This is a genomic window from Burkholderia sp. Ax-1720, assembly GCF_011753035.1.
Lineage (GTDB): Bacteria > Pseudomonadota > Gammaproteobacteria > Burkholderiales > Burkholderiaceae > Burkholderia > Burkholderia gladioli.
This window is the reverse complement of the sequence record NZ_VWWK01000076.1, coordinates 1-18,069: the sequence shown is the minus strand read 5'-3', so window position 1 is coordinate 18,069 and position 18,069 is coordinate 1. Positions and strand designations below refer to the sequence as shown.

The 18,069-nt window shown below is 66.0% G+C and carries 23 protein-coding genes and 2 pseudogenes; 24 read left to right on the top strand and 1 reads right to left on the bottom strand.

The window, feature by feature from the left end; genetic code table 11:
* Positions 1 to 307 precede the first annotated feature (307 nt).
* Positions 308 to 592 (top strand): hypothetical protein, encoded by a 285-nt coding sequence (locus tag F3J18_RS21155; RefSeq protein ID WP_166914017.1) that lies wholly within the window; start codon positions 308 to 310, stop codon positions 590 to 592.
* 212 nt (positions 593 to 804) lie between these two features.
* Here the strand turns inward: F3J18_RS21155 and F3J18_RS21150 are convergent, their stop codons facing one another.
* Positions 805 to 1,320, bottom strand: a complete 516-nt coding sequence (locus tag F3J18_RS21150) for a hypothetical protein (RefSeq protein ID WP_166914015.1) — start codon at positions 1,318 to 1,320, stop codon at positions 805 to 807.
* 139 nt (positions 1,321 to 1,459) lie between these two features.
* On the opposite strand from F3J18_RS21150, the gene F3J18_RS21145 reads away from it, so the two are divergent.
* From F3J18_RS21145 to F3J18_RS21035, 23 genes and pseudogenes are all read left to right on the top strand, one after another.
* Positions 1,460 to 1,999 (top strand): PAAR domain-containing protein, encoded by a 540-nt coding sequence (locus F3J18_RS21145; protein ID WP_166914013.1) that lies wholly within the window; start codon positions 1,460 to 1,462, stop codon positions 1,997 to 1,999.
* Complete coding sequence (locus F3J18_RS21140; protein ID WP_166914011.1) at positions 1,996 to 2,703, top strand: VRR-NUC domain-containing protein; 708 nt, start codon at positions 1,996 to 1,998, stop codon at positions 2,701 to 2,703. Before F3J18_RS21145 ends, F3J18_RS21140 begins: the two co-directional genes overlap by 4 nt.
* 18 nt (positions 2,704 to 2,721) lie before the next feature.
* Entirely contained in the window at positions 2,722 to 3,807 is a 1,086-nt protein-coding gene (locus F3J18_RS21135) for a type VI immunity family protein (protein ID WP_166914009.1), read from the top strand.
* A gap of 76 nt (positions 3,808 to 3,883) precedes the next feature.
* Positions 3,884 to 4,210 carry a tlde1 domain-containing protein gene (locus F3J18_RS38675; RefSeq protein WP_166914007.1) on the top strand — a complete coding sequence of 109 codons (327 nt, stop codon included), beginning with the start codon at positions 3,884 to 3,886 and terminating at the stop codon, positions 4,208 to 4,210.
* Positions 4,207 to 4,479: a hypothetical protein gene (locus F3J18_RS21125; RefSeq protein ID WP_166914005.1), complete on the top strand. Its 273-nt coding sequence runs from the start codon at positions 4,207 to 4,209 to the stop codon at positions 4,477 to 4,479. Before F3J18_RS38675 ends, F3J18_RS21125 begins: the two co-directional genes overlap by 4 nt.
* Positions 4,480 to 4,997: 518 nt before the next feature.
* Positions 4,998 to 5,204, top strand: coding sequence for a tail protein X (locus F3J18_RS21120; protein WP_013696233.1), 207 nt, complete (start codon positions 4,998 to 5,000; stop codon positions 5,202 to 5,204).
* A gap of 15 nt (positions 5,205 to 5,219) precedes the next feature.
* Positions 5,220 to 5,564 (top strand): putative holin, encoded by a 345-nt coding sequence (locus F3J18_RS21115; RefSeq protein ID WP_013696232.1) that lies wholly within the window; start codon positions 5,220 to 5,222, stop codon positions 5,562 to 5,564.
* 1 nt (position 5,565) lies between these two features.
* Positions 5,566 to 5,838, top strand: coding sequence for a phage holin family protein (locus F3J18_RS21110; RefSeq protein WP_013696231.1), 273 nt, complete (start codon positions 5,566 to 5,568; stop codon positions 5,836 to 5,838).
* A complete protein-coding gene (locus F3J18_RS21105) occupies positions 5,835 to 6,647 on the top strand; it encodes an N-acetylmuramidase family protein (protein WP_166914003.1) in 813 nt (270 codons plus the stop codon). Before F3J18_RS21110 ends, F3J18_RS21105 begins: the two co-directional genes overlap by 4 nt.
* The gene (gene lysB, locus F3J18_RS21100) at positions 6,644 to 7,093 is read left to right on the top strand and encodes an Rz-like lysis system protein LysB (RefSeq protein ID WP_166914001.1); all 450 of its coding nucleotides are present in this window, start codon (positions 6,644 to 6,646) and stop codon (positions 7,091 to 7,093) included. The genes F3J18_RS21105 and lysB overlap by 4 nt, the downstream gene beginning before the upstream one ends.
* Positions 6,978 to 7,241, top strand: a complete 264-nt coding sequence (gene lysC, locus F3J18_RS38260) for an Rz1-like lysis system protein LysC (protein ID WP_240154568.1) — start codon at positions 6,978 to 6,980, stop codon at positions 7,239 to 7,241. The genes lysB and lysC overlap by 116 nt, the downstream gene beginning before the upstream one ends.
* Positions 7,234 to 7,650: a phage tail protein gene (locus F3J18_RS21090; RefSeq protein ID WP_013696227.1), complete on the top strand. Its 417-nt coding sequence runs from the start codon at positions 7,234 to 7,236 to the stop codon at positions 7,648 to 7,650. Before lysC ends, F3J18_RS21090 begins: the two co-directional genes overlap by 8 nt.
* A 232-nt stretch (positions 7,651 to 7,882) precedes the next feature.
* Positions 7,883 to 8,581 (top strand): phage baseplate assembly protein V, encoded by a 699-nt coding sequence (locus F3J18_RS21085; protein ID WP_166914024.1) that lies wholly within the window; start codon positions 7,883 to 7,885, stop codon positions 8,579 to 8,581.
* Complete coding sequence (locus F3J18_RS21080) at positions 8,578 to 8,940, top strand: GPW/gp25 family protein (protein ID WP_025097764.1); 363 nt, start codon at positions 8,578 to 8,580, stop codon at positions 8,938 to 8,940. The genes F3J18_RS21085 and F3J18_RS21080 overlap by 4 nt, the downstream gene beginning before the upstream one ends.
* On the top strand, positions 8,937 to 9,842 hold the full coding sequence (locus tag F3J18_RS21075; protein WP_166913997.1) for a baseplate J/gp47 family protein: 906 nt from the start codon (positions 8,937 to 8,939) through the stop codon (positions 9,840 to 9,842). The genes F3J18_RS21080 and F3J18_RS21075 overlap by 4 nt, the downstream gene beginning before the upstream one ends.
* Positions 9,820 to 10,377, top strand: coding sequence for a phage tail protein I (locus F3J18_RS21070; protein ID WP_036035313.1), 558 nt, complete (start codon positions 9,820 to 9,822; stop codon positions 10,375 to 10,377). Before F3J18_RS21075 ends, F3J18_RS21070 begins: the two co-directional genes overlap by 23 nt.
* Before the next feature lie 2 nt (positions 10,378 to 10,379).
* Positions 10,380 to 12,965: a phage tail protein gene (locus F3J18_RS21065; RefSeq protein WP_166913995.1), complete on the top strand. Its 2,586-nt coding sequence runs from the start codon at positions 10,380 to 10,382 to the stop codon at positions 12,963 to 12,965.
* Between the two features lie 18 nt (positions 12,966 to 12,983).
* A pseudogene (locus F3J18_RS21060) lies at positions 12,984 to 13,580 on the top strand (tail fiber assembly protein); the annotation flags it as partial.
* Positions 13,581 to 13,872: 292 nt separating this feature from the next.
* Positions 13,873 to 15,045: a phage tail sheath protein gene (locus F3J18_RS21055; protein WP_166913991.1), complete on the top strand. Its 1,173-nt coding sequence runs from the start codon at positions 13,873 to 13,875 to the stop codon at positions 15,043 to 15,045.
* A gap of 27 nt (positions 15,046 to 15,072) precedes the next feature.
* The gene (locus F3J18_RS21050) at positions 15,073 to 15,582 is read left to right on the top strand and encodes a phage major tail tube protein (RefSeq protein WP_013696219.1); all 510 of its coding nucleotides are present in this window, start codon (positions 15,073 to 15,075) and stop codon (positions 15,580 to 15,582) included.
* 69 nt (positions 15,583 to 15,651) lie between these two features.
* Entirely contained in the window at positions 15,652 to 15,987 is a 336-nt protein-coding gene (locus F3J18_RS21045) for a phage tail assembly protein (protein ID WP_166913989.1), read from the top strand.
* An 8-nt stretch (positions 15,988 to 15,995) separates the two neighbouring features.
* Entirely contained in the window at positions 15,996 to 16,115 is a 120-nt protein-coding gene (locus tag F3J18_RS21040; RefSeq protein ID WP_166913987.1) for a GpE family phage tail protein, read from the top strand.
* Positions 16,112 to 18,069 (top strand): annotated as a pseudogene (locus F3J18_RS21035) (hypothetical protein); the annotation flags it as partial. The gene F3J18_RS21040 and the pseudogene F3J18_RS21035, both read left to right, overlap by 4 nt.

The following is an 18,069-nucleotide window of genomic DNA, read 5'->3' as shown; positions in this document are numbered from 1 at the left end:
TCGCGCGCACCCCGTGAACGTGATCCCCTGTAAGCGTGGCTTTACATTGCCCGCAGCGTCTCATGAACGAAGGCTTTCAGTCTTTTTACGACGCGAACCCTTCTCTCGCGGCGCGAAGCGAGATGGTTGCATAGGGAACGATTGTTTGCGTGGGTGATTCGTTGCCGTCGATCGCTGCACGGCCTGCGCTGTTATGCCGGCTTGTACCGACCTCGGCGCTCGATGGAGGATGGGCGCGCATCAAACACGCTCATCGCCGTCTCAGCGGGCACCCGCGATTCGCACCTCCGAAAAACGACCCAGTCAAATGAAAATCTTCGCTCGCCTTGTGCTGACACTTCTTCTCACGCTTCCGATCTACGTAGGTGTCACCGCCCTTCCGTGGTTGTCGCATTGGTTCGACAACGGAAACGGATGGGACATCGCCGCGCCGATCTTTCGTGCGCTCGGCTCGTATGGTGGCGAAGAGGACGAGGATTATCTGTATGGCTCGCTGCTCCTGATCAGCTTTTTTCTCGCGTTGATCAGTTCAGTCTTGATCGTTGGATGGGCTGACCGCATCCTTCGTCGCTCATCCAGGAAAAACGTCTGAGCTGATAATCACGAGGCGACGCCTCGCCCCCCCTGCCTTCGGAGCTTTAGCGACAAATGGCAACCTTATTAAATCAATGCCTTGCGCGACTCGCAAACCGCTTATTCAAGGCAAAACAAGGTAAATTTGCCGTTGACCGCTAGTGTGCAGGCGGCAATTTAACTGCACAGCTGCACTTTCGCCGGACACTTCAGCACACCGTCAAACCCTGCTCACCACTTCGCAACGTCCAAATATGCACCGAAGCGGGCTTGGCATCCACCCAATGCTTGCTCTCCGAACCAACTAACCAACGATCGCCGACGCTCCACATATTCAGTTGAGATGCCGTAGCCGGCTTGCATCATCTGTTGGTGGATCTGCCAGAGTTCTGCCGAGCTTTCGTTGATCTCGCGAACGTACGCCGCGATGCCAGCGTCGAATAGAAATTCGATCTTCGGCAGCGCGTTGGTCACGTTCAGTCTGACGGGATCAACCATGCCCACTACCTTGCCGTGCATCACTGCTGATGCCAGGGCCCAGACATGCTCGAATAGCTCGTAACGTTTTTCGAACAAATCGAGATTCAATTTCGCCTTGGCAACACGGTATTGCCGGTAAGCGATCATCCCCGCCAATGCTGACGCAAAGATCGCGACAACCGCGGCCGGGACGCCTTTCATCAATTCGAAGCAAAGCGAATGCTCGACACATAGGGGGGGCGACAGCATTGCGAGAGGGATTGGCATTGGCAACTCCATGCGCGTTGTATCGGGGAAGACTACAAGAACTGCGACCAAACCACACGGCTATGCCCGATAATTCCTACAGGCTAAGTGCAGGAACGGCCATGCTACATTCCGAACGACTTCTTCATCGGAGACCAGCATGGGATTCGCGTTCATTCGTGAAGGCGACGGGACTTCGCACGGCTGCCGCGTTTTGACTTGCGATCCGACACACACTGTAGACGGAAAATCGCTCGCACTAATCGGGGATATGGCCGCTTGCCCGCGATGCGACGGAGTTTTCCCGATCGTGAAGGTGCCGACCGAGCTGAACATGACTTTCGGCGGCCGCGCAGTAGCATGCGACGGCGACACGACCGCATGCGGCGCCACGCTGATCGCGTCCCAGGGAACCGCCACCGCATCGCCGGCATCCGGACCGGGCGGCAGCGCAGTTGCGCCGATCGGCGCGGGACTCAGCGTGCTTTCGCAGCCTGCAAATAACGGGCCGCAACGGGGTCGCTTTCAGGTACTGGATGACGACACCGACCGGCCGGTCATCGGCCATTTCTATACCGTTACCGGCTCGAACGGGCAAACCGTTTCAGGGGAAACAGACGCTGACGGTTACACAAGCTGGTTGTCTGCGGACCAGTCATCATCGTTGACCTTCGAAAGGTCGAACTCGAGCTTGTCATGACCAACTACGCCCAAGGAACTGGCGCAGGAGCAACAGGGCCTGGCGACGGTCGCACGAATCCAATGCGCGTGCGCCGAAATTCACTCGACATGCAGGATCGCGAAGCACTCTGCTTTGTCATCTGCAAATGTAATGCCATGCCTTCAATCGGCGTTACCGGGCAGAAGCTAAAGCAGCAATGTGTAAGCGGCCGCCTCAAGACCGCGGACGCTATTGGCGACCACCAGAGTCCCTACAAGGCCGAAATCAACTACGACATGTCGCGCGATCCGCCTAGCCCAATCATGGATTCGCAGGTTATTACGAAAGCGCACGACTACTTACCGGGCTGGATACAAAAATACTGGCCTGGCGGGCTAGACGGTTACGTGCCGGGCGTTGGTAACATCCGGCGCCCGGACGTAGTAATCGTCAACGATCCATCGTCGCCCCCGACACAAGACAACCTGAAGTCGGTAGTCGAAATCAAATTCCCGCCCGATCAGTTCGATCCGAAACAACAGGAAGCGTATGAGCGCATCGCCGGTAATCCGTCCAAATTCGCTACGATGGGACCAAGCGACTGCGGATGCTCCGACGAGCAACCCAACCAAGATGAAAGCACGCAATCGGCCGCTTCGGCGCTGCGCAAACTCATTGGGCAAGGGTTGAAAGGAGGCCTTGGCGGGCCTATGTCGCCACGCATGCCGTTTCCCCTTCCCTGACATTGCAACGAATCAACGATGAACCACGATCACGAGCAGTTGCAGCGGTTGGCCCAGGCCGGCATGATGCCGAACGCGATTTTCGAGCCTCGCTATGCCCACAAGGGCATCGGTGCCGCCTTGGTTGTGCGCTCGGCAATGTATTTCAAGGGCGGATACACGCGTAACAAACGCGATGCACTCGCGTGGGTGTTCGACCGATATGTGACGGTCGCCAGAGGCACAGGGACGCCCGGCACCGAGCAACCGTTGAAATGGATGTGGTTCAACGGCAAGCGGGCGCTTCCAATCGCCAAAGCGCCGGCGCTGGCGTCACTTGCGTCCAGTGTCGGAGCCAACGAGGGATTCGATGCGACGTTTGTTGGCGGTGATACCGCACGCGAAGCCTCGTTTTACGAATTCACCACGTTCTGCATCGAGCAATTTCAGGCCGATCTCGGCACCAGAGGCCTCGACGTGCTGGTATTCACGTTCCCGGCGCCGGTCGTAAGGGCCAACCCTGAACCGTTTGTGCAGCTGTTCCGCGAAGCGGCGACAGCGGTCGACGCCATACATGGGCACGCAGGATTCGCGGTCAATCTGTCGCCGCCTGGTCGAGTCGAAAACGAAAGCAGCGAATATTTCATAGCGCAAATGCTCGGCCCGGGCATCGATGTCGGCAACCCGATTTCCATGATGGTTCGGGATCTCACGGACCGGCTCAAGACTGTCGACTGGCTCACACTGATCGACAAAGCGATGCTAGGCAAGGTCGGCGGGTTAAGCACCTTGCAATCTGAACTGCCGAAGGATTGGTACGACCTGATGCACTGCGCTCAAGGTTTGCTGATCCGCGCTGGCGTGGCACCAGAGGCTGGCGCGGAAGGCGACACGGCGCCATCTGCCCCGCCTGCCTATGTAGTGCTCAATGCGGCGCTGCGCCCCATTGTCGCCGACACCGTTTCGATTCTTCAGCGAGGCACGGTCAACGGGGACGCCCCCGTCTATAACTCTGTCGCCAGCAGTAACGCCTGGTTACGGCGATACGACGTTTCCGGCGACGAACTGCTGGCCGCAAAAGCCGCTGTCCTCGACACGCCCAAACTACCGTCCTCGGCAGCGTGATTCGGCCCCGGTCACGACAATCGACTCACCTGCAGCGATTCGCACCTGTCTTGCAGACTCCAGGACGGCATTTGCCGTGCCTACTCCTTACGTCAACAATCCCGATGCAACGGCGCTTGTAGACAATGGCCCGCGTCCGAAAGGGATGTACTACATCGTCAACCGACAAAGCGGCGGGCGGCTTGGGTGGCTTTGGGATTCCTTGAGGGATCACGCCATCGTGAATGGCATCAAGCGCGGCAACTTCCGTTTGCATCCCAATGGCCTGCTTGGCGTATGCACTGTATGCATTGCTTTGGTATCCAAGTCGCAATTTAAGCTACGAAGGTTTCTTTTGGCACAGCCGCCCAAACTCATCCCGGGCACAAATATCAGGCATTACGGAACGGTGTTGGTCCGATGAAAAAGCTATTAAGGCTGGTGGTCGCGATCATGCTCGTCATCCCGGTGTTCTTCCTCGTGACCCGTATCGATGCGGTTCCGCTCTGGCTGTACAGCGAGCGTGGCTTCGATATGCTGGTACCGCTCTTTCGCATTTTTGACGTAGTCGGATCCGAAGGGCAGGACAGCGTTGTCACCGGTGTACTTTTGGCACTCAGCTTTGTGATTTCACTCGGTCTCGTCGCCGGCGGCCACGCTATTCTTCGTTTCATCAGCAAACGCGGCTGCTGAACGTAGCCGGACATACAACCCCTGCCTTCGGAGTTTCATCGACGCGCCGCGAAGCCTTTCCGGTCAAGCACTTGCGCGCAAGCTGCAGCGCAAAACCAAGGTTGCGCCACCTCAATCAAGCTCGCGCCAGCCCGCCCAAGCTGCAATCCGGCTGCACGGCATCCCCGCCCCACCCGCGCATTACGCCTCGCCCGCCATCGCCCTCGCGACGAAGCACGCTCCGCCCTTCACTGTCCCCATCCCCCCGACAAACCCCGCCCATTGAGCCGCCCGGCGCGAATGCCGAACATGGACACCAGCTCAATCACCCCTGGTCCGGCCTCATCGATGGCGAAGCAAGACACACCGAATCCGTATCGCGACAGCGCGCCCACGCGTCATGTCGAGCGCTTCGTGCGGATCTCCGCGCATTACCTGGGCGCGCCAGGCCTCACGCCGGCCGCGCACGCCCCGCTCTCGACGAGCCCCGGTTCGCGCCGCGCGTGCGCCCCGGGCCAACCCAAGCAGGAGGCAAGACGATGAAGGTCACCGCTCTGCAGGACGAATCGCTCGACGCGCTGTGCTGGCGCTACTACGGCAGCACCTCCGGCACGGTCGAGGCGGTGATGGCCGCCAATCCCGGCATCGCCGCGCTCGGCGTGGCGCTGCCGGCCGGCACCGTGGTCGAGATGCCCGCGCCGGTGGCGATCGACCAGGTCCGCCCGCTCCTGCAACTCTTCAACTGAACATGGCGACCACGCATGGCTGAACCGAATATCTCCACCGCCGCCGCGCTGTTCGCCGCGCTCGGCATCGTCGGCATCTCGCCCGGCATCGACGGCGACACGCTGATCGGCGCCTTCGCCGGCGCCGCCCTGGTGGTGGTCACCGCCAAGGATCTCGGCATCGCGCGCCGCGCGGCCTACATGCTGATCTCGCTGGTGATGGGCTACCTGGCCGCGCCCGAGCTGATGAACGTGGTGCCGATCCGCTCGGCCGGCGTCGCCGCGTTCTTCGCCGCGGCGCTGGTGATCACCGTCACGCTCACGCTGATCGAGCGCGTCAAGAGCGCCGACCTGCTGGCCTTCCTGCGCAAGGGGCAATGACATGCACCTGTCCTATGCGCTGGTCGCGTTCGCCGCCCATCTCGCCGTGATCGTGCGCGTGCTGGCCTATCGCCGCAACGGCGCGCGGCACCGCTTCCACGTCGCCTGGGCCGCCTGGGCGATCGTCGCCGTCTCGGGCGGCGCCGGCATCGAACTGCTGCTGCACGCGCGCGCCACCGGCTTCTTCCAGGCCGCGCTCGCCGTGCTGCTGGCCATCCTCGTCCATCTCGCGCGTGGCGACATCGCGCATCTACTGCGGAGCAAGCAAGCGTGAACGTCCTTCATTTCAACGACTGCGGCGCCGAGGTCGGCCTGCTGCAACAACGCCTGGTGCGCGCCGGCTACCCGCTCGCCGTCACCCACATCTACGACGAAGCCACCGAGCGCGCCGTGAAGGCGGTGCAGGCCGTTGCCGGCCTGGTGGTCGACGGCATCGCCGGCCCCAAGACCTACAACGCGCTCGCCACCGGCCAGCGCGACCCGCGCGACCTGACCAACGCCGACCTGCTGGCCGCCGCCAACCGGCTCGGCGTGTCGACCGCCTGCGTGCGCGCGGTCAACGAAGTGGAGTCGAACGGCGCCGGCTTCCTCGGCGACGGCCGGCCCAAGATCCTGTTCGAGCGCCACGTGATGTACCGGCAACTCGTCGCCAACCTCGGCCAGGACGCGGCCAGCGCCGCGGCCGCCGCCAGCCCCGACATCGTCAACCCGAGCGCCGGCGGCTACCAGGGCGGCGCCGCCGAATACGTGCGGCTCGACGCGGCCGCCCGGATCGACGCGCGCTCGGCCTACGAGGCCGCCAGTTGGGGCGCGTTCCAGATCATGGGCTATCACTGGCAGCGGCTCGGCTACGCCAGCGTCGACGATTTCGTGTCGCGCATGGAAACCGGCGAAAGCGCGCAGCTCGACGCCTTCGTGCGCTTCATCCTCGCCGACAAGACCCTGCTCGCGGCGCTGAAGGGCCGCAAATGGGCCGACTTCGCCGCCGCCTACAACGGCCGCGACTACGCGCGCAATCTCTACGACGTGCGGCTCGAGCGCGCCTACCAGAAGTACGCCGGCGCGGACCAGGCGGCCGCATGAACCTGCCGAGCCTGCCTGGCCTGCAGCTCGGCATCGCGCTGGCCGTGCTGGCCGCGGGCGGCGCCGGCTACGAGTACACGCGCCTGCTGCAGGAGCGCCTGGCCGGCGCGACGGCCGCCGCCAGCCAGGCGCGCCAGGACGCCGACGCGCGCGACGCGGTGATCGCGCGGCTCACCAGCCAGGTACGCGAGCAGGACGCGCAGCGCGCGCAGCTCGAGCGCACGCGCGGCCAGGTCGACGCGCGGCTCGCGTCCTATCAACAGCAACTGCGGAAACTGATCGATGAGAACCAAGCGATTCGCGCCTGGGCCGATACTGCCCTGCCTGACGATGTTGTGCGCCTGCACGCCAGTCCCGCCCTCGCCGGCGCCGACGATTACGCTCAACGCCTGCGCGACGGTGACGCGCTGCACGCTGCCGGCAATGCACCCGCGCAGCAACGGTGAGCTCAGCGACGCGCTGAACCAGGCGCGCGCGGCCTGGGCCAATTGCGCCGCCGAGGTGGACATGGTGGCCACCTGCCAGGCCGGGGTCGGCGTCGGCGCCAGCGCCGCCCCGCCCGCCATCGCCTCGGGGGTGAGCGCCCATGAATAAGCCCGCCAGCCTGCGCGCCGCGATCCTCGCCGCGGTGCCCGCGCTCGTCGCCACGCCCGATGCCATGCTGATGTCGATCAGCGCCGGCGCGGTGGTCTCGACCGGCGCGCGCAGCGCCTCGTTCGACTACGAATACGATTGCGAGGTCAACCTGTGGGCCACCGCCGCCGATATCGACAACGTGACGATCGCCCTGCTCGAGTGGATCCGCCTGAACGAGCCCGCGATCGTCGCCAACCCCGATCTCTGGCGCACCGGCTTCACCTTCTACGCGAACCTGCTGGCCGACGATCGCGTCAACCTCGACATCAAGCTGAAACTGTCGGAGAGCGTGATGGTCAGCGTCGGCGCCGACGGCAAGCGTGTCATCCAATACGTGATCGACGCGGATTCGCCATGGCTGCCGTGATCGCCTGAGCTGCCGCCCCCCCTCTTCCCCGCCTCACCTTCGACGAGCCGCTTCAAGCGGCTCGTTGCGTTTCTCTCGCCCCAATCTTCCATTCCCCATGTCGTTGCGCTCGCAACGACTTATCCGGCATTCGCCCTCGCCTAGTCGAATCCATCCGGACTCCAAACGTACTCGATGCGAACACACATGCCATCGCTCGCCCGGCAAGCGTCACGACGGCAACATGATCGACATGGACGCGAACGAAATTCACCGTAAGGCACGCAACGCGGTACGCAAGGGATCGATCCTCGATGTCGATCATGCGAACGGCCTGTGCCGGGTCGCGATCGGCGAGACCGACGACGACGGCCTGCAGACGAACTGGATTCCCTGGATTGCGGGCACCGCCGGCGCGACGCGCGAATGGCTGCCGCCGACGCGCGGCGAACAGGTGGTGCTGCTCGCACCGATGGGCGATCCGGCGCAGGCGGTCGCGCTGCGCGGCTTCTACTCCGATGCCGCCCCGCAGCCCGACAACTCGCCCGACACGCATACGCGCGTCTATACCGACGGCGCGCGCATCAGCTACGACCACGCCGCGCATGCGCTGCTGGCCGAGCTGCCGGCCGGCGCGACGGTGCGCATCGTCGCGCCGGTGTCGGTGACGATCGAAACCAAGGAGGCCACCGTGAAGGCCGACACGGTCACGCTCGACGCGCAGACCACCACCTGCACGGGCGCGATGACCGTCAAGGGCCCGTTCGCCTTCGAATCGGGCATGACGGGCAAGGGCGGCACCGACGGCGGCGGCGGCAACGTGATGCGCATCGACGGCTCGGCCGCCTTCACCGGCGACGTGATCGCCGGCCAGGTCAGCCTGGTCTCGCACACGCACCAGGCACGCGGCGAGAACGCGATCACCAGTCAACCGCTTCCGGGAGGCGCATGAAAGGCATGAACGCGGTCACCGGCCGCTCGATCTCCGGCGCCGACCACCTGGCGCAATCGGTCACGCGAATCCTGATGACGCCGCTGGGCACCTGCCTGCAGCGCCGCAGTTTCGGCTCCGAGCTGCCCGAGCTGGTCGACGCGCCGAACAACGGCGCCACGCGCGTGCGCCTGTACGCGGCGACGGCCACCGCGCTGATGCGCTGGGAACCGCGCCTCACGGTGAGCAGCGTGCAACTGAGCGCCTCGAGCGACGACCCGCTCGACGGCAGCCAGACCCTCGACATCGAGGGCTGGACCGACCAACTCGACGAGGCCGTCACGCTGCGCGTGCCGGTCACGAACGGAGCCCCCGCATGAGAACGACGCCGATCGACCTTTCGCAGCTGCCGGCGCCCGACATCGTCGACACCATCGACTTCGAGACGCTCTACGCCGAGCGCCGCGCGAGCCTGCTCGCGCTCTACCCGGCCGACCAGCAGGCCGAGCTCGCCGCCACGCTGGCGCTCGAATCGGAGCCGCTGGCGCGGCTGCTGCAGGAGAGCGCCTACCGCGAGATGCTGCTGCGCCAGCTGGTCAACGACAAGGCGCGCGGCATCCTGCTGGCCTATGCGAGCGGCTCCACGCTCGACCATATCGCCGCGCTGTTCGACGTCGACCGCCTGCAGATCTCGGCGGGCGACCCCGACAACGGCATCGCGCCGACCTATGAGGACGACGACAGCCTGCGCGAGCGCGTGCAGCTCGCGCCGCGCGGCTTCTCGGTGGCCGGCCCCGAGGAGGCCTACGAATTCCATGCGCGCTCGGCCGACGGCCGCGTGCTGTCCGCCTCGGCGAAAAGCCCCGAGCCCTGCGTGATGGTGGTCACCGTGCTGTCGCGAGACGGCGACGGCAGCGCCGATGCGGCCCTGCTCGACGCCGTGCGCGCCGAGCTCGAGGGCAAGCGTCCGCAGGCCGACCAGGTGATCGTGCAGAGCGCCGAGATCGTGCCCTACGCGATCCACGCCACGCTGCGCTTCTTCGCCGGCCCCGATCGCTCGGTGGCGCTGGCCGAGGCGCAGAAACGCGTCACCCAGTTCGCGAGCGACATGCACCGGATCGGCATGGAGGTGACGCTCGACGGCCTCTATGCGGCGCTGCGCGTGCCGGGCGTGCAGAAGGTGCTGCTCGACTCGCCCGCCGCGGGCGTGCCGATCTCGGCAGGCCAGGCGCCGTATTGCACCGGCATCGAGCTGGTCGATGGCGGAGTGGCCGATGAATAAGCTGCTGCCGCCGAACGCGACCGTGCTCGAGCAGCGCCTGGCCGAGGCCAATGCGCCGCTCGGCGCGATCCCGGTCACGCTCGACACGCTGATGGACCCGGACCGCATCCCGCTCGCCTTCCTGCCGTGGCTGGCCTGGCACATGGGCGTCGAGACCTGGAAGGACTACTGGCCCGAGCAGGTCAAGCGCGCGCGCGTCAAGGCCGCGATCCGCATCGCGCGCATCAAGGGCACGGCCGAGGCGGTGCGCCAGGTGTGCGCCTCGTTCGGCGCCAACGTGGCGATGCGCGAGTGGTTCGAGACCGCGCCGCCGGGCCAGCCGGGCACCTTCGAAATCGTGCTGACGGTGGGCGAGCGGGACAACGTGCCCGTCACGGCCGACTACGTGGCCGACATCATCGCCGAGGTCGATCGCGCCAAGCGCGGCAGCGCGCACTACACGCTCACGCAGGGCTTCAGCGCGAGCGGCAGGCAACGCATCGGCGCCGGCGCCCAGGCGGCTCTCTATCGCAGGCTGAACCTCACGGATAACTGAACATGGCAGGAAACCTGATCCAAATCACCGATGCCGGGCGGGCCGCGCTGGTCGCGCAGGGCAATACCGGCACCGCGGCACGCAAGGTCGTCTCGATCGGCCTCGCAACGGCCGGCTTCGCCTTCGATCGCGGCCTGCAGGCGCTGCCCAACGAGCGCAAGCGCGTGACCACCTTCGGCGGCGACAACGTCGCGCCCGACACGATCCACGTCGTGATCCAGGACGATACGAACGACCAGTATTCGTTGTTCGGCTTCGGACTCTATCTCGACAACGGCGTGCTGTTCGGCGTGTATGTGCAGGACACGGCGATCATGGAGAAGTCGCCCTCGGCGATCCTGCTGCTGGCGGCCGACGCGGTGTTCGCGAGCATCGATGCCTCGCAACTGCAGTTCGGATCGACCAGTTTTCTCAACCCGCCGGCGACGACCATCCGCCAGGGCGTGGTCGAGCTGGCCACGCAGGACGAGGTCAAGGCAGGCACGGACGATGTACGCGCGGTGACGCCGCTGGGCGCGGCCAAGCGGTACATGTCTTATGACGGCGGCACGTTCAATGGCGCAGTGAGCGTACGCAATACGGTAGGCAGCGACAACGCGCAAATCAACGTCTCCCCCACCGATGCGCAGCACGGCAGCGAGGGCAAGATCCGCTTCTCCGCCACCTTCAACGACCCTCGCGTGACGGACGGATCGCCACGTGTGGTCGCTTCGCTGAACGCGGGTTTCAACAACGGCACCTGGGGCACCGAGTACCTGGACTTCCGCCTCAACGGCAAACCGAACGACGCTCGCGACGACAGCAACATGGCTCGCGTGATGCGCCTGACCTACGGCGCGCGCGTGCTGTTCGGTGCGATCAACGACGACGGCGTCTCGACCATCCAGTCGGCCGGCGACATCGTCGGGCTCGGCGCCCTGACGATCGGCCGCGGCAAGGCCCGCGCGATCGTCAACACCGACGATCTCACCGCCTACTTCGCCGCCATGGGCGACGGCAACACCATGCTCGGCGCGACCGGCAGCGGCGTCACCTCGCTCGTTACGGCAAACCAGGAACGCATGCGCGTGCTGCCGTCGGGGCGCGTGCTGATCGGCACCACGGCCGATGACGGCCGGAATCTGCTTCAGGTAGCAGGCAACGTCAACGTGACGAACGGCATCACATCGCAACAGCTCGATGCCGGCGGCGCCAATTTCCGTGCGATCGGCGGCGACTACGGCGTGATGCTGCGCAACGACGGTCGCTCGTTCTACATGCTGTCGACCAAATCGGGCGACGCGACGGGCTCGTTCAACGACTTCCGCCCACTTTCCTGGGAGCTCGCCAACGGCAGGGTGGTCATCGACGGCAGCGCCTGCGGCACGACCATCGGCGGCACGACCACCATCCTCGCCGACCTGAGCGTCAATACGACCGTCGAGCAAGGCTCGATCCATCTCGGTGCATTCAGCGGCTTCCTGTACGCAAACAGCCAGCATTTCGGCTGGTGGTCGCCCGATCATGCCGCCCAGTACATCATCCAGGACCGCACCTTCCGGATCGACGGACAGCGCGTCTGGACCGAGGCGATGGTCGATCCGCTGGACAAGCGCACCGGCGGCGTGATCCAGGGTGATGTCACGATGGCATCGGGCAAGCGCCTGATCCTCGACGAAGGTACGCCCTTGCTGCCGTCGCTGACCTTCGTCAACGACGGCGCGCCGGACACCGGCCTGTATCACACGTTCGACGGCCAATTCGGCATCACCTGCAACACGCAGGCGGTCGTGTCGTTCGCTCCGGACGGTACTCGCTTCACCAGCAACGTATTCGGCCCCACGCCCGCCGCCGGAGACAGCTCGCAACGCCTCGCGACCACCGAATGGGTGCTCTCGGCGATCTCGACGTCCTCGGTCGGGCAGATCGTCTACGAGCCGCGCACCAGCGTGCGTGCCGGCTACCTGAAGGCCAACGGCTCCCTGCTGAACCGCGGCGACTATCCCGCGCTCTGGGCCTATGCACAAGCCAGCGGCGCGCTCGTCTCCGATAGCGACTGGGCGGGCGGGCGCTGGGGCTGCTTCTCCACCGGCGACGGCACGACCACCTTCCGCCTGCCGGAACTGCGCGGCGAATTCATCCGCGGCCTCGCCGACGGTCGAAACGACACGGACCCGAACCGCCTGATCGGCTCGTTCCAGGGCACGCAGAACATGGCGCACGCGCACGGCGCGACAGCAGCCGCGGTCGGCGATCACGTGCATACGGCGGCAACCGATGTGCAAGGCTGGCACGGTCACCACGGTTCAACCTATGCCGCTGGCGACCACGTTCACCAGTTGGACTACCAGACGCCGCTGTACACCACCGACGTGGATCGCGGCAGTGTCCATAGCGGATTCTCGGTCGACGATGCCGTACAACCCTGGACGAAGTCGGCAGGCAACCACGCTCACACATTCGACACCGACGGCGCTGGCAACCACAACCACAACGTCAGCGTCGCGGGCGCAGGCAACCACACCCACGCCGTCACCATCAACGCCGACGGCGGCAACGAATCCCGTCCTCGAAACATCGCGCTGCTCGCCATGATCCGCGCCTACTAACCCTACGGACACCCAACCATGCTGATCCATCACTACAGCTCGTCCACTGGCGAGTACCTGAGCAGCGGCCAGCCCGACGCGGACCCGCGCAACGACGGCCGCTGGCTGATCCCCGCCAACGCGACGCTCGACGCGCCGCCGGAGCGCACGCCCACCAGCTGGCCGTTCTATCGCGACGGCGCCTGGTTCCTGCTGCCCGACTATCGCGGCCGGATCTGCTACCGCACCGACACCGGCGAGCCGGTCGAGATCTCGGTGGCCGGCAAAACGCCCGACGAGCTGGGCCTGACCACCGAGCCGCGTCCGTCGCCGCGCCACGCGTGGGTGGACGGTGCCTGGGTGGTGCCCGCCTCGGTGATCGCCGCCGAGCAGCAGGCCGCCGCGCAGCAGACCTTCGACATGCTGATGGCCAAGGCCAGGAAGGCCAACGAAGGCAAGGCCGACGCCTATGCGGCCGGCCAGCTCGACGACGAGGGCATCTATTACTTCAAGGCCTGGGCCGCGTACCAGATGGCCCTGGTTTCCGCCTTCGAGGGTGCGAGCTCGCCCGACGCGATCGTGTGGCCGTCGCAGCCGGCGCCCTATGTGCCGCCGAAGGCCGAGCCGCTGCCGCCGAGCACGTCTACCTCGCCCAGCCCGACCAACTCGGCCGACACGAACGCGACGACGAGCACGACGACGGACTCGAACGCCGGCACCACGCAGCCCGCCGCCTCGGACCAGGCCCCGAGCCCGACCCAGGATCCTGCCGGCCAGCCGACCACCGATCCGACGTCGTCCGCGCAAGCCGCGCCCACCCAGGAATCGACGTCGGAGACGGCCAGCGCGCCGGCGCCGACCTCGACCGCGCAGCCGTAAGCCGCGCGCCGCATCACCCCGAACCCCTCTCACCACTGGAGATTTAGCTATGCCGCAGGATTACCACCACGGTGTACGCGTCATCGAAGTCACGGACGGCGGCCCGCCGATCCGCTCCGTCTCGACGGCCGTGCTCGGCATCGTCTGCACGGGCTCCGACGCCGACGACGCCACCTTCCCCCTCAACACCCCGGTGCTGCTGACCAACGTGGTCTCGGCGCTCGGCAAGGCCGGCACCAAGGGCACGCTGTACCGCACGCTCAACGCGATCAGCCAGCAGACCAAGCCGATCACGGTCGTGGTGCGCGTGCCGGACGGCAAGGACGACGCCGAAACCGCCTCGAACGTGATCGGCACGGTCACCGCCGACGGCAAGTACACGGGCGCCAAGGCGCTGCTGACCGCGCAGGCGAGCCTGGGCGTGAAGCCGCGCATCCTGGTCGCGCCGGGCCTGGACACGCCGGCGGTGGCCAATGCGCTGGCGCCGATCGCGCAGTCGCTGCGCGCCTTCGTCTACGTCTCGGCCTACGGCTGCAAGACCAAGGAAGACGCGGTCACCTACCGCAAGCAGTTCGGCCAGCGCGAGCTGATGGTCGTGTGGCCGGATTTCCTCGGCTGGGACAGCACCACCAGCACCACCGTGACGATCCCCGCGCCGGCCATCGCCGCCGGCCTGCGCGCCAAGATCGACAACGACATCGGCTGGCACAAGACGCTCTCGAACGTGGTGGTCAACGGCGTGACGGGCATCTCGGCCGACGTGTCCTGGGACCTGCAGGACCCGGCCACCGACGCGGGCTACCTGAACGAGAACGAAGTGACGACGCTGGTGAACTACAACGGCTTCCGCTTCTGGGGCTCGCGCACCTGCGCGGCCGACACCAAGTTCGTGTTCGAGAACTACACGCGCACCGCGCAGGTGATCGCCGACTCGCTGGCCGAGGCCCAGATGGGCAACGTCGACGGCGCGCTGAACCCGTCGCTGGCCCGCGACATCATCGAGAACATCAACGGCTGGTTCCGCCGCCAGATCTCGAACGGCTACCTGATCGGCGGCAGCTCCTGGTACGACCCGGAGCCGAACACCTCCGACGAGCTCGCCTCGGGCGCGATGTACATCGACTACGACTACACGCCGGTGCCGCCGCTCGAGAACCTGATGCTGCGCCAGCGCTTCACCGACCGCTATCTCGCGACCTTCGCCGATCGCGTGACGGCCTAACCACGGCCCAACCTGGAGTCAGACACGATGGGAATGCCACGCAAACTCAAGAATTTCAACCTGTTCTACAACGGCAACCGTTTCGCCGGTGAGGTGCAGGAACTCGAGCTGCCCAAGCTCAAACGCAAGACCGAATCCTGGCAGGGCGCCGGCATGAGCGGCCCGGTCAAGCTGGACCTCGGCAACGAGGAAATCCAGCTGGTCTGGACCTGCGGCGGGTTCATGGAAGACGTGCTCGGCCAGTGGGGCATCACCACCCACGACGGCGTGCTGCTGCGCTTCGCCGGCGCCTACCAGGCCGAGGACAGCGCGAAGTACGACTCGGTCGAGATCGTGGTGCGCGGCCGCCACGAGGAAATCGACATGGGCAAGGCCAAGGTCAAGGACGACACCAGCTTCAAGGTCACGACCAACGCCAGCTACTACAAGCTGTCGATCAACGGCTTCGTGCTGATCGAACTCGACTTCATCAACATGATCGAGAACGTCAACGGCACGGACCTCGCCTCCGGCCTGCGCAACGCGATCGGCCTGTAACACCCCGGCCGCGCCGAACGGCGCGGCACCGCTTTCCCTCACCTCAACCTAGCCACCATGAGTGACGACATGAACACGGAAAACCAGGATCCGACGAGCACCAGCGACAACGCCGAGAACACGCACACGCTCGACACGCCGATCGCGCGCGGCGAGCAGACGATCACCCAGCTGACGCTGGCCAAGCCCGATGCCGGCGCGCTGCGCGGCACCTCGCTGTCGGCGCTCGTCAACCTCGACGTCGACGCGCTGTGCAAGGTGCTGCCGCGCATCACGAGCCCGGCGCTGACCGCGGCCGACGTGCGCGCCATGGACCCCGCCGACCTGGTCTCGCTGGGAGGCATCTTCGCCGGTTTTTTGATGCCGAAGTCGCTGAAAGCGAGCATGGAATCCCCGAGCGCGTAGAAGACGCGATGGCGGATATCGCGACGGTGTTCCACTGGGCACCGCGCGAGATGGACGGCTTCTCCCTGACGGAGCTGATGGACTGGCGCGAACGCGCACGGATACGTAGCGGATACGAGGAAACATGAACGACGCCGACAAGCTGCGCGTGATGCTGGACACCATCACCGCCTGGACCCAGTCCGCGCAGGACGCGCTCAAGCGCGCGTCCAAGCCCGCCGAGGCATTCAACAAAGACATCGAGACGCTGGGCGAGGAGCTCGACAGGCTCGGCAAGCAGCAGGACTCGGTGAAGTCGTTCCGCGCCATGCGCGGCGAGCTGGCCGGCACCTCGAAGGAGCTGGCCGCCGCGCAGGCGCGCTTCAACACGCTGTCGCGCGGCATGCGCGCCTCCGGGCCGCCCTCGCAGCAGATGATCGGCGAGCTGGCCAGCGCGCGCGGCGCGCTGATCGAGCTCGGCACCCGGCACAAGAGCCAGACCCAGGCGGTGCGCGAGCTGCGCGACGAACTCGGCCGCGCCGGGCTCGGCACGCGCGAGCTGGCATCCCGCCATCGCGAGCTCAACGCCGATATCGCCGACACCAAGAAAGCCTTGGACCGCGCGACGCAGGCCGAGGAACGCCGCAAGAGACTGGCGGAGAACGCCCAGGTCCTCAAGGAAACCGGCGAGTCGCTGCGCGAGGCCGGCAAGTCCGTCCTGGAGGGCCTGCACAAGGCGATCGATGCCTCGAAGGAGGTCGACGACGCGCGCGCGCAGATCCGCGCGCTCGGCGTCGACGAGCAGACCGCGCGGCAGGCCGAACGCTACGCGCGCACCGCCGACTCGCCCGGTATCAGCATGGCCGGCAGCCTCGGCCTGATGCGCGACTCGCTGCAGATGACCGGCACCGAGGCGCTGGCGGAAACGCTCAGCACCGCGGTGGCGAAGATGCAGTTCAGCAACCTGGCCAAGTACGACGACAAGGAGGCCAAGGCCAACAACGCCAAGGTCACGGCCCTGCTGGCCGTCGCGCACGATCGCGACGGTTTCAAGGACGCCGCCGGCATTGCGCGGGAAACCGACGCGATCCAGAAGCTGATGAACATCTCGGCCGGCGACATCAAGCCCGCCGAGTGGGCCGGCTTCATGAAGGCCGGCGGCGATGCGGCCAAGGGCCTGAGCACGGACGCGCTCTACTTCCAGATGAAGTCGCTGTTCGACACGGTGGGCAGCGGCGCGGCCGCCGGCAAGGGCATGGCCGCCCTGGTCAACCAGCTCTCGCAGGGACACACCACCGCGAAGGCCACGCAGAACCTGGTGGATCTCGGCTTCATCGACCGCAAGGCGGTTCACCACGGCAAGGACGGCGCCGTGACCGGCTTCGACCAGGGCGCGTTGAGAGGCGACGCCTTGCTGCAACGCTCGCCGCTGGCCTGGGTGGACGCCGTGCTGGTGCCCGCGCTCGCGAAAAAGGGCATCAAGGACGACGACAAGGTCGCCGAGCTGCTCAATTCGATCCTCCCCAATGCCGATGCCGCGAAGCTGCTCATGTCGATCTACCAGCATCGCGCCGACATGAAGCAGGACGAGGAAAGCGGCAGCAAGGCGGCCGGCGTCGACGCCAGCGCGCAGGCCGCCAGCGGACTCACGCGCGCCAAGGAAGCCGACCTGCATGCCAAGTTCGAGACGCTCAAGGCGCTGATCGGCGAAACCGTCACGCCGCTCTACAACAGCGGCCTCGACATGGCCGTCGGCGCCCTCACCAGGCTCAACGCCTTCATCACCAATCACAGCGGCGCGGCGCGGGTGATCGGCACGGTGGTCGCCGCGGTCGCCGGCCTGGTGTTCGGGCTCGGCTCGCTGCTGGGCGTGCTGTCCAGCGTGGTCAGCGCCTATGCCCTGGTGCGCAATACGATGAGCGTGCTGGGCCTGCGCGGCACCTTGCTCAGGCGAGGGCTCGACCTGGCCAGCGGCGGCTGGCGCATGCTCGCCGGCAGCGCGATGGCCGCCGGCCGGGTGCTGGCCTCGACCGCCTCGAGCGTGGGCGGCACCATGTCGACGCTCGGCACGCGCGCGCTCGACGCGGCCGGCGCCGCCTGGCG

Excerpts from the sequence above, each read along its gene's own strand:
- F3J18_RS21155 (WP_166914017.1), top strand. The coding sequence starts at position 308 with ATGAAAATCTTCGCTCGCCTTGTGCTGACACTTCTTCTCACGCTTCCG.
- F3J18_RS21150 (WP_166914015.1), bottom strand. The coding sequence starts at position 1,320 with ATGCCAATCCCTCTCGCAATGCTGTCGCCCCCCCTATGTGTCGAGCAT.
- F3J18_RS21145 (WP_166914013.1), top strand. The coding sequence starts at position 1,460 with ATGGGATTCGCGTTCATTCGTGAAGGCGACGGGACTTCGCACGGCTGC.
- F3J18_RS21140 (WP_166914011.1), top strand. The coding sequence starts at position 1,996 with ATGACCAACTACGCCCAAGGAACTGGCGCAGGAGCAACAGGGCCTGGC.
- F3J18_RS21135 (WP_166914009.1), top strand. The coding sequence starts at position 2,722 with ATGAACCACGATCACGAGCAGTTGCAGCGGTTGGCCCAGGCCGGCATG.
- F3J18_RS21125 (WP_166914005.1), top strand. The coding sequence starts at position 4,207 with ATGAAAAAGCTATTAAGGCTGGTGGTCGCGATCATGCTCGTCATCCCG.
- F3J18_RS21120 (WP_013696233.1), top strand. The coding sequence starts at position 4,998 with ATGAAGGTCACCGCTCTGCAGGACGAATCGCTCGACGCGCTGTGCTGG.
- F3J18_RS21115 (WP_013696232.1), top strand. The coding sequence starts at position 5,220 with ATGGCTGAACCGAATATCTCCACCGCCGCCGCGCTGTTCGCCGCGCTC.
- F3J18_RS21110 (WP_013696231.1), top strand. The coding sequence starts at position 5,566 with ATGCACCTGTCCTATGCGCTGGTCGCGTTCGCCGCCCATCTCGCCGTG.
- lysB (WP_166914001.1), top strand. The coding sequence starts at position 6,644 with ATGAACCTGCCGAGCCTGCCTGGCCTGCAGCTCGGCATCGCGCTGGCC.
- lysC (WP_240154568.1), top strand. The coding sequence starts at position 6,978 with ATGTTGTGCGCCTGCACGCCAGTCCCGCCCTCGCCGGCGCCGACGATT.
- F3J18_RS21090 (WP_013696227.1), top strand. The coding sequence starts at position 7,234 with ATGAATAAGCCCGCCAGCCTGCGCGCCGCGATCCTCGCCGCGGTGCCC.
- F3J18_RS21085 (WP_166914024.1), top strand. The coding sequence starts at position 7,883 with ATGGACGCGAACGAAATTCACCGTAAGGCACGCAACGCGGTACGCAAG.
- F3J18_RS21080 (WP_025097764.1), top strand. The coding sequence starts at position 8,578 with ATGAAAGGCATGAACGCGGTCACCGGCCGCTCGATCTCCGGCGCCGAC.
- F3J18_RS21075 (WP_166913997.1), top strand. The coding sequence starts at position 8,937 with ATGAGAACGACGCCGATCGACCTTTCGCAGCTGCCGGCGCCCGACATC.
- F3J18_RS21070 (WP_036035313.1), top strand. The coding sequence starts at position 9,820 with ATGGCGGAGTGGCCGATGAATAAGCTGCTGCCGCCGAACGCGACCGTG.
- F3J18_RS21065 (WP_166913995.1), top strand. The coding sequence starts at position 10,380 with ATGGCAGGAAACCTGATCCAAATCACCGATGCCGGGCGGGCCGCGCTG.
- F3J18_RS21055 (WP_166913991.1), top strand. The coding sequence starts at position 13,873 with ATGCCGCAGGATTACCACCACGGTGTACGCGTCATCGAAGTCACGGAC.
- F3J18_RS21050 (WP_013696219.1), top strand. The coding sequence starts at position 15,073 with ATGGGAATGCCACGCAAACTCAAGAATTTCAACCTGTTCTACAACGGC.
- F3J18_RS21045 (WP_166913989.1), top strand. The coding sequence starts at position 15,652 with ATGAACACGGAAAACCAGGATCCGACGAGCACCAGCGACAACGCCGAG.
- F3J18_RS21040 (WP_166913987.1), top strand. The coding sequence starts at position 15,996 with ATGGCGGATATCGCGACGGTGTTCCACTGGGCACCGCGCGAGATGGAC.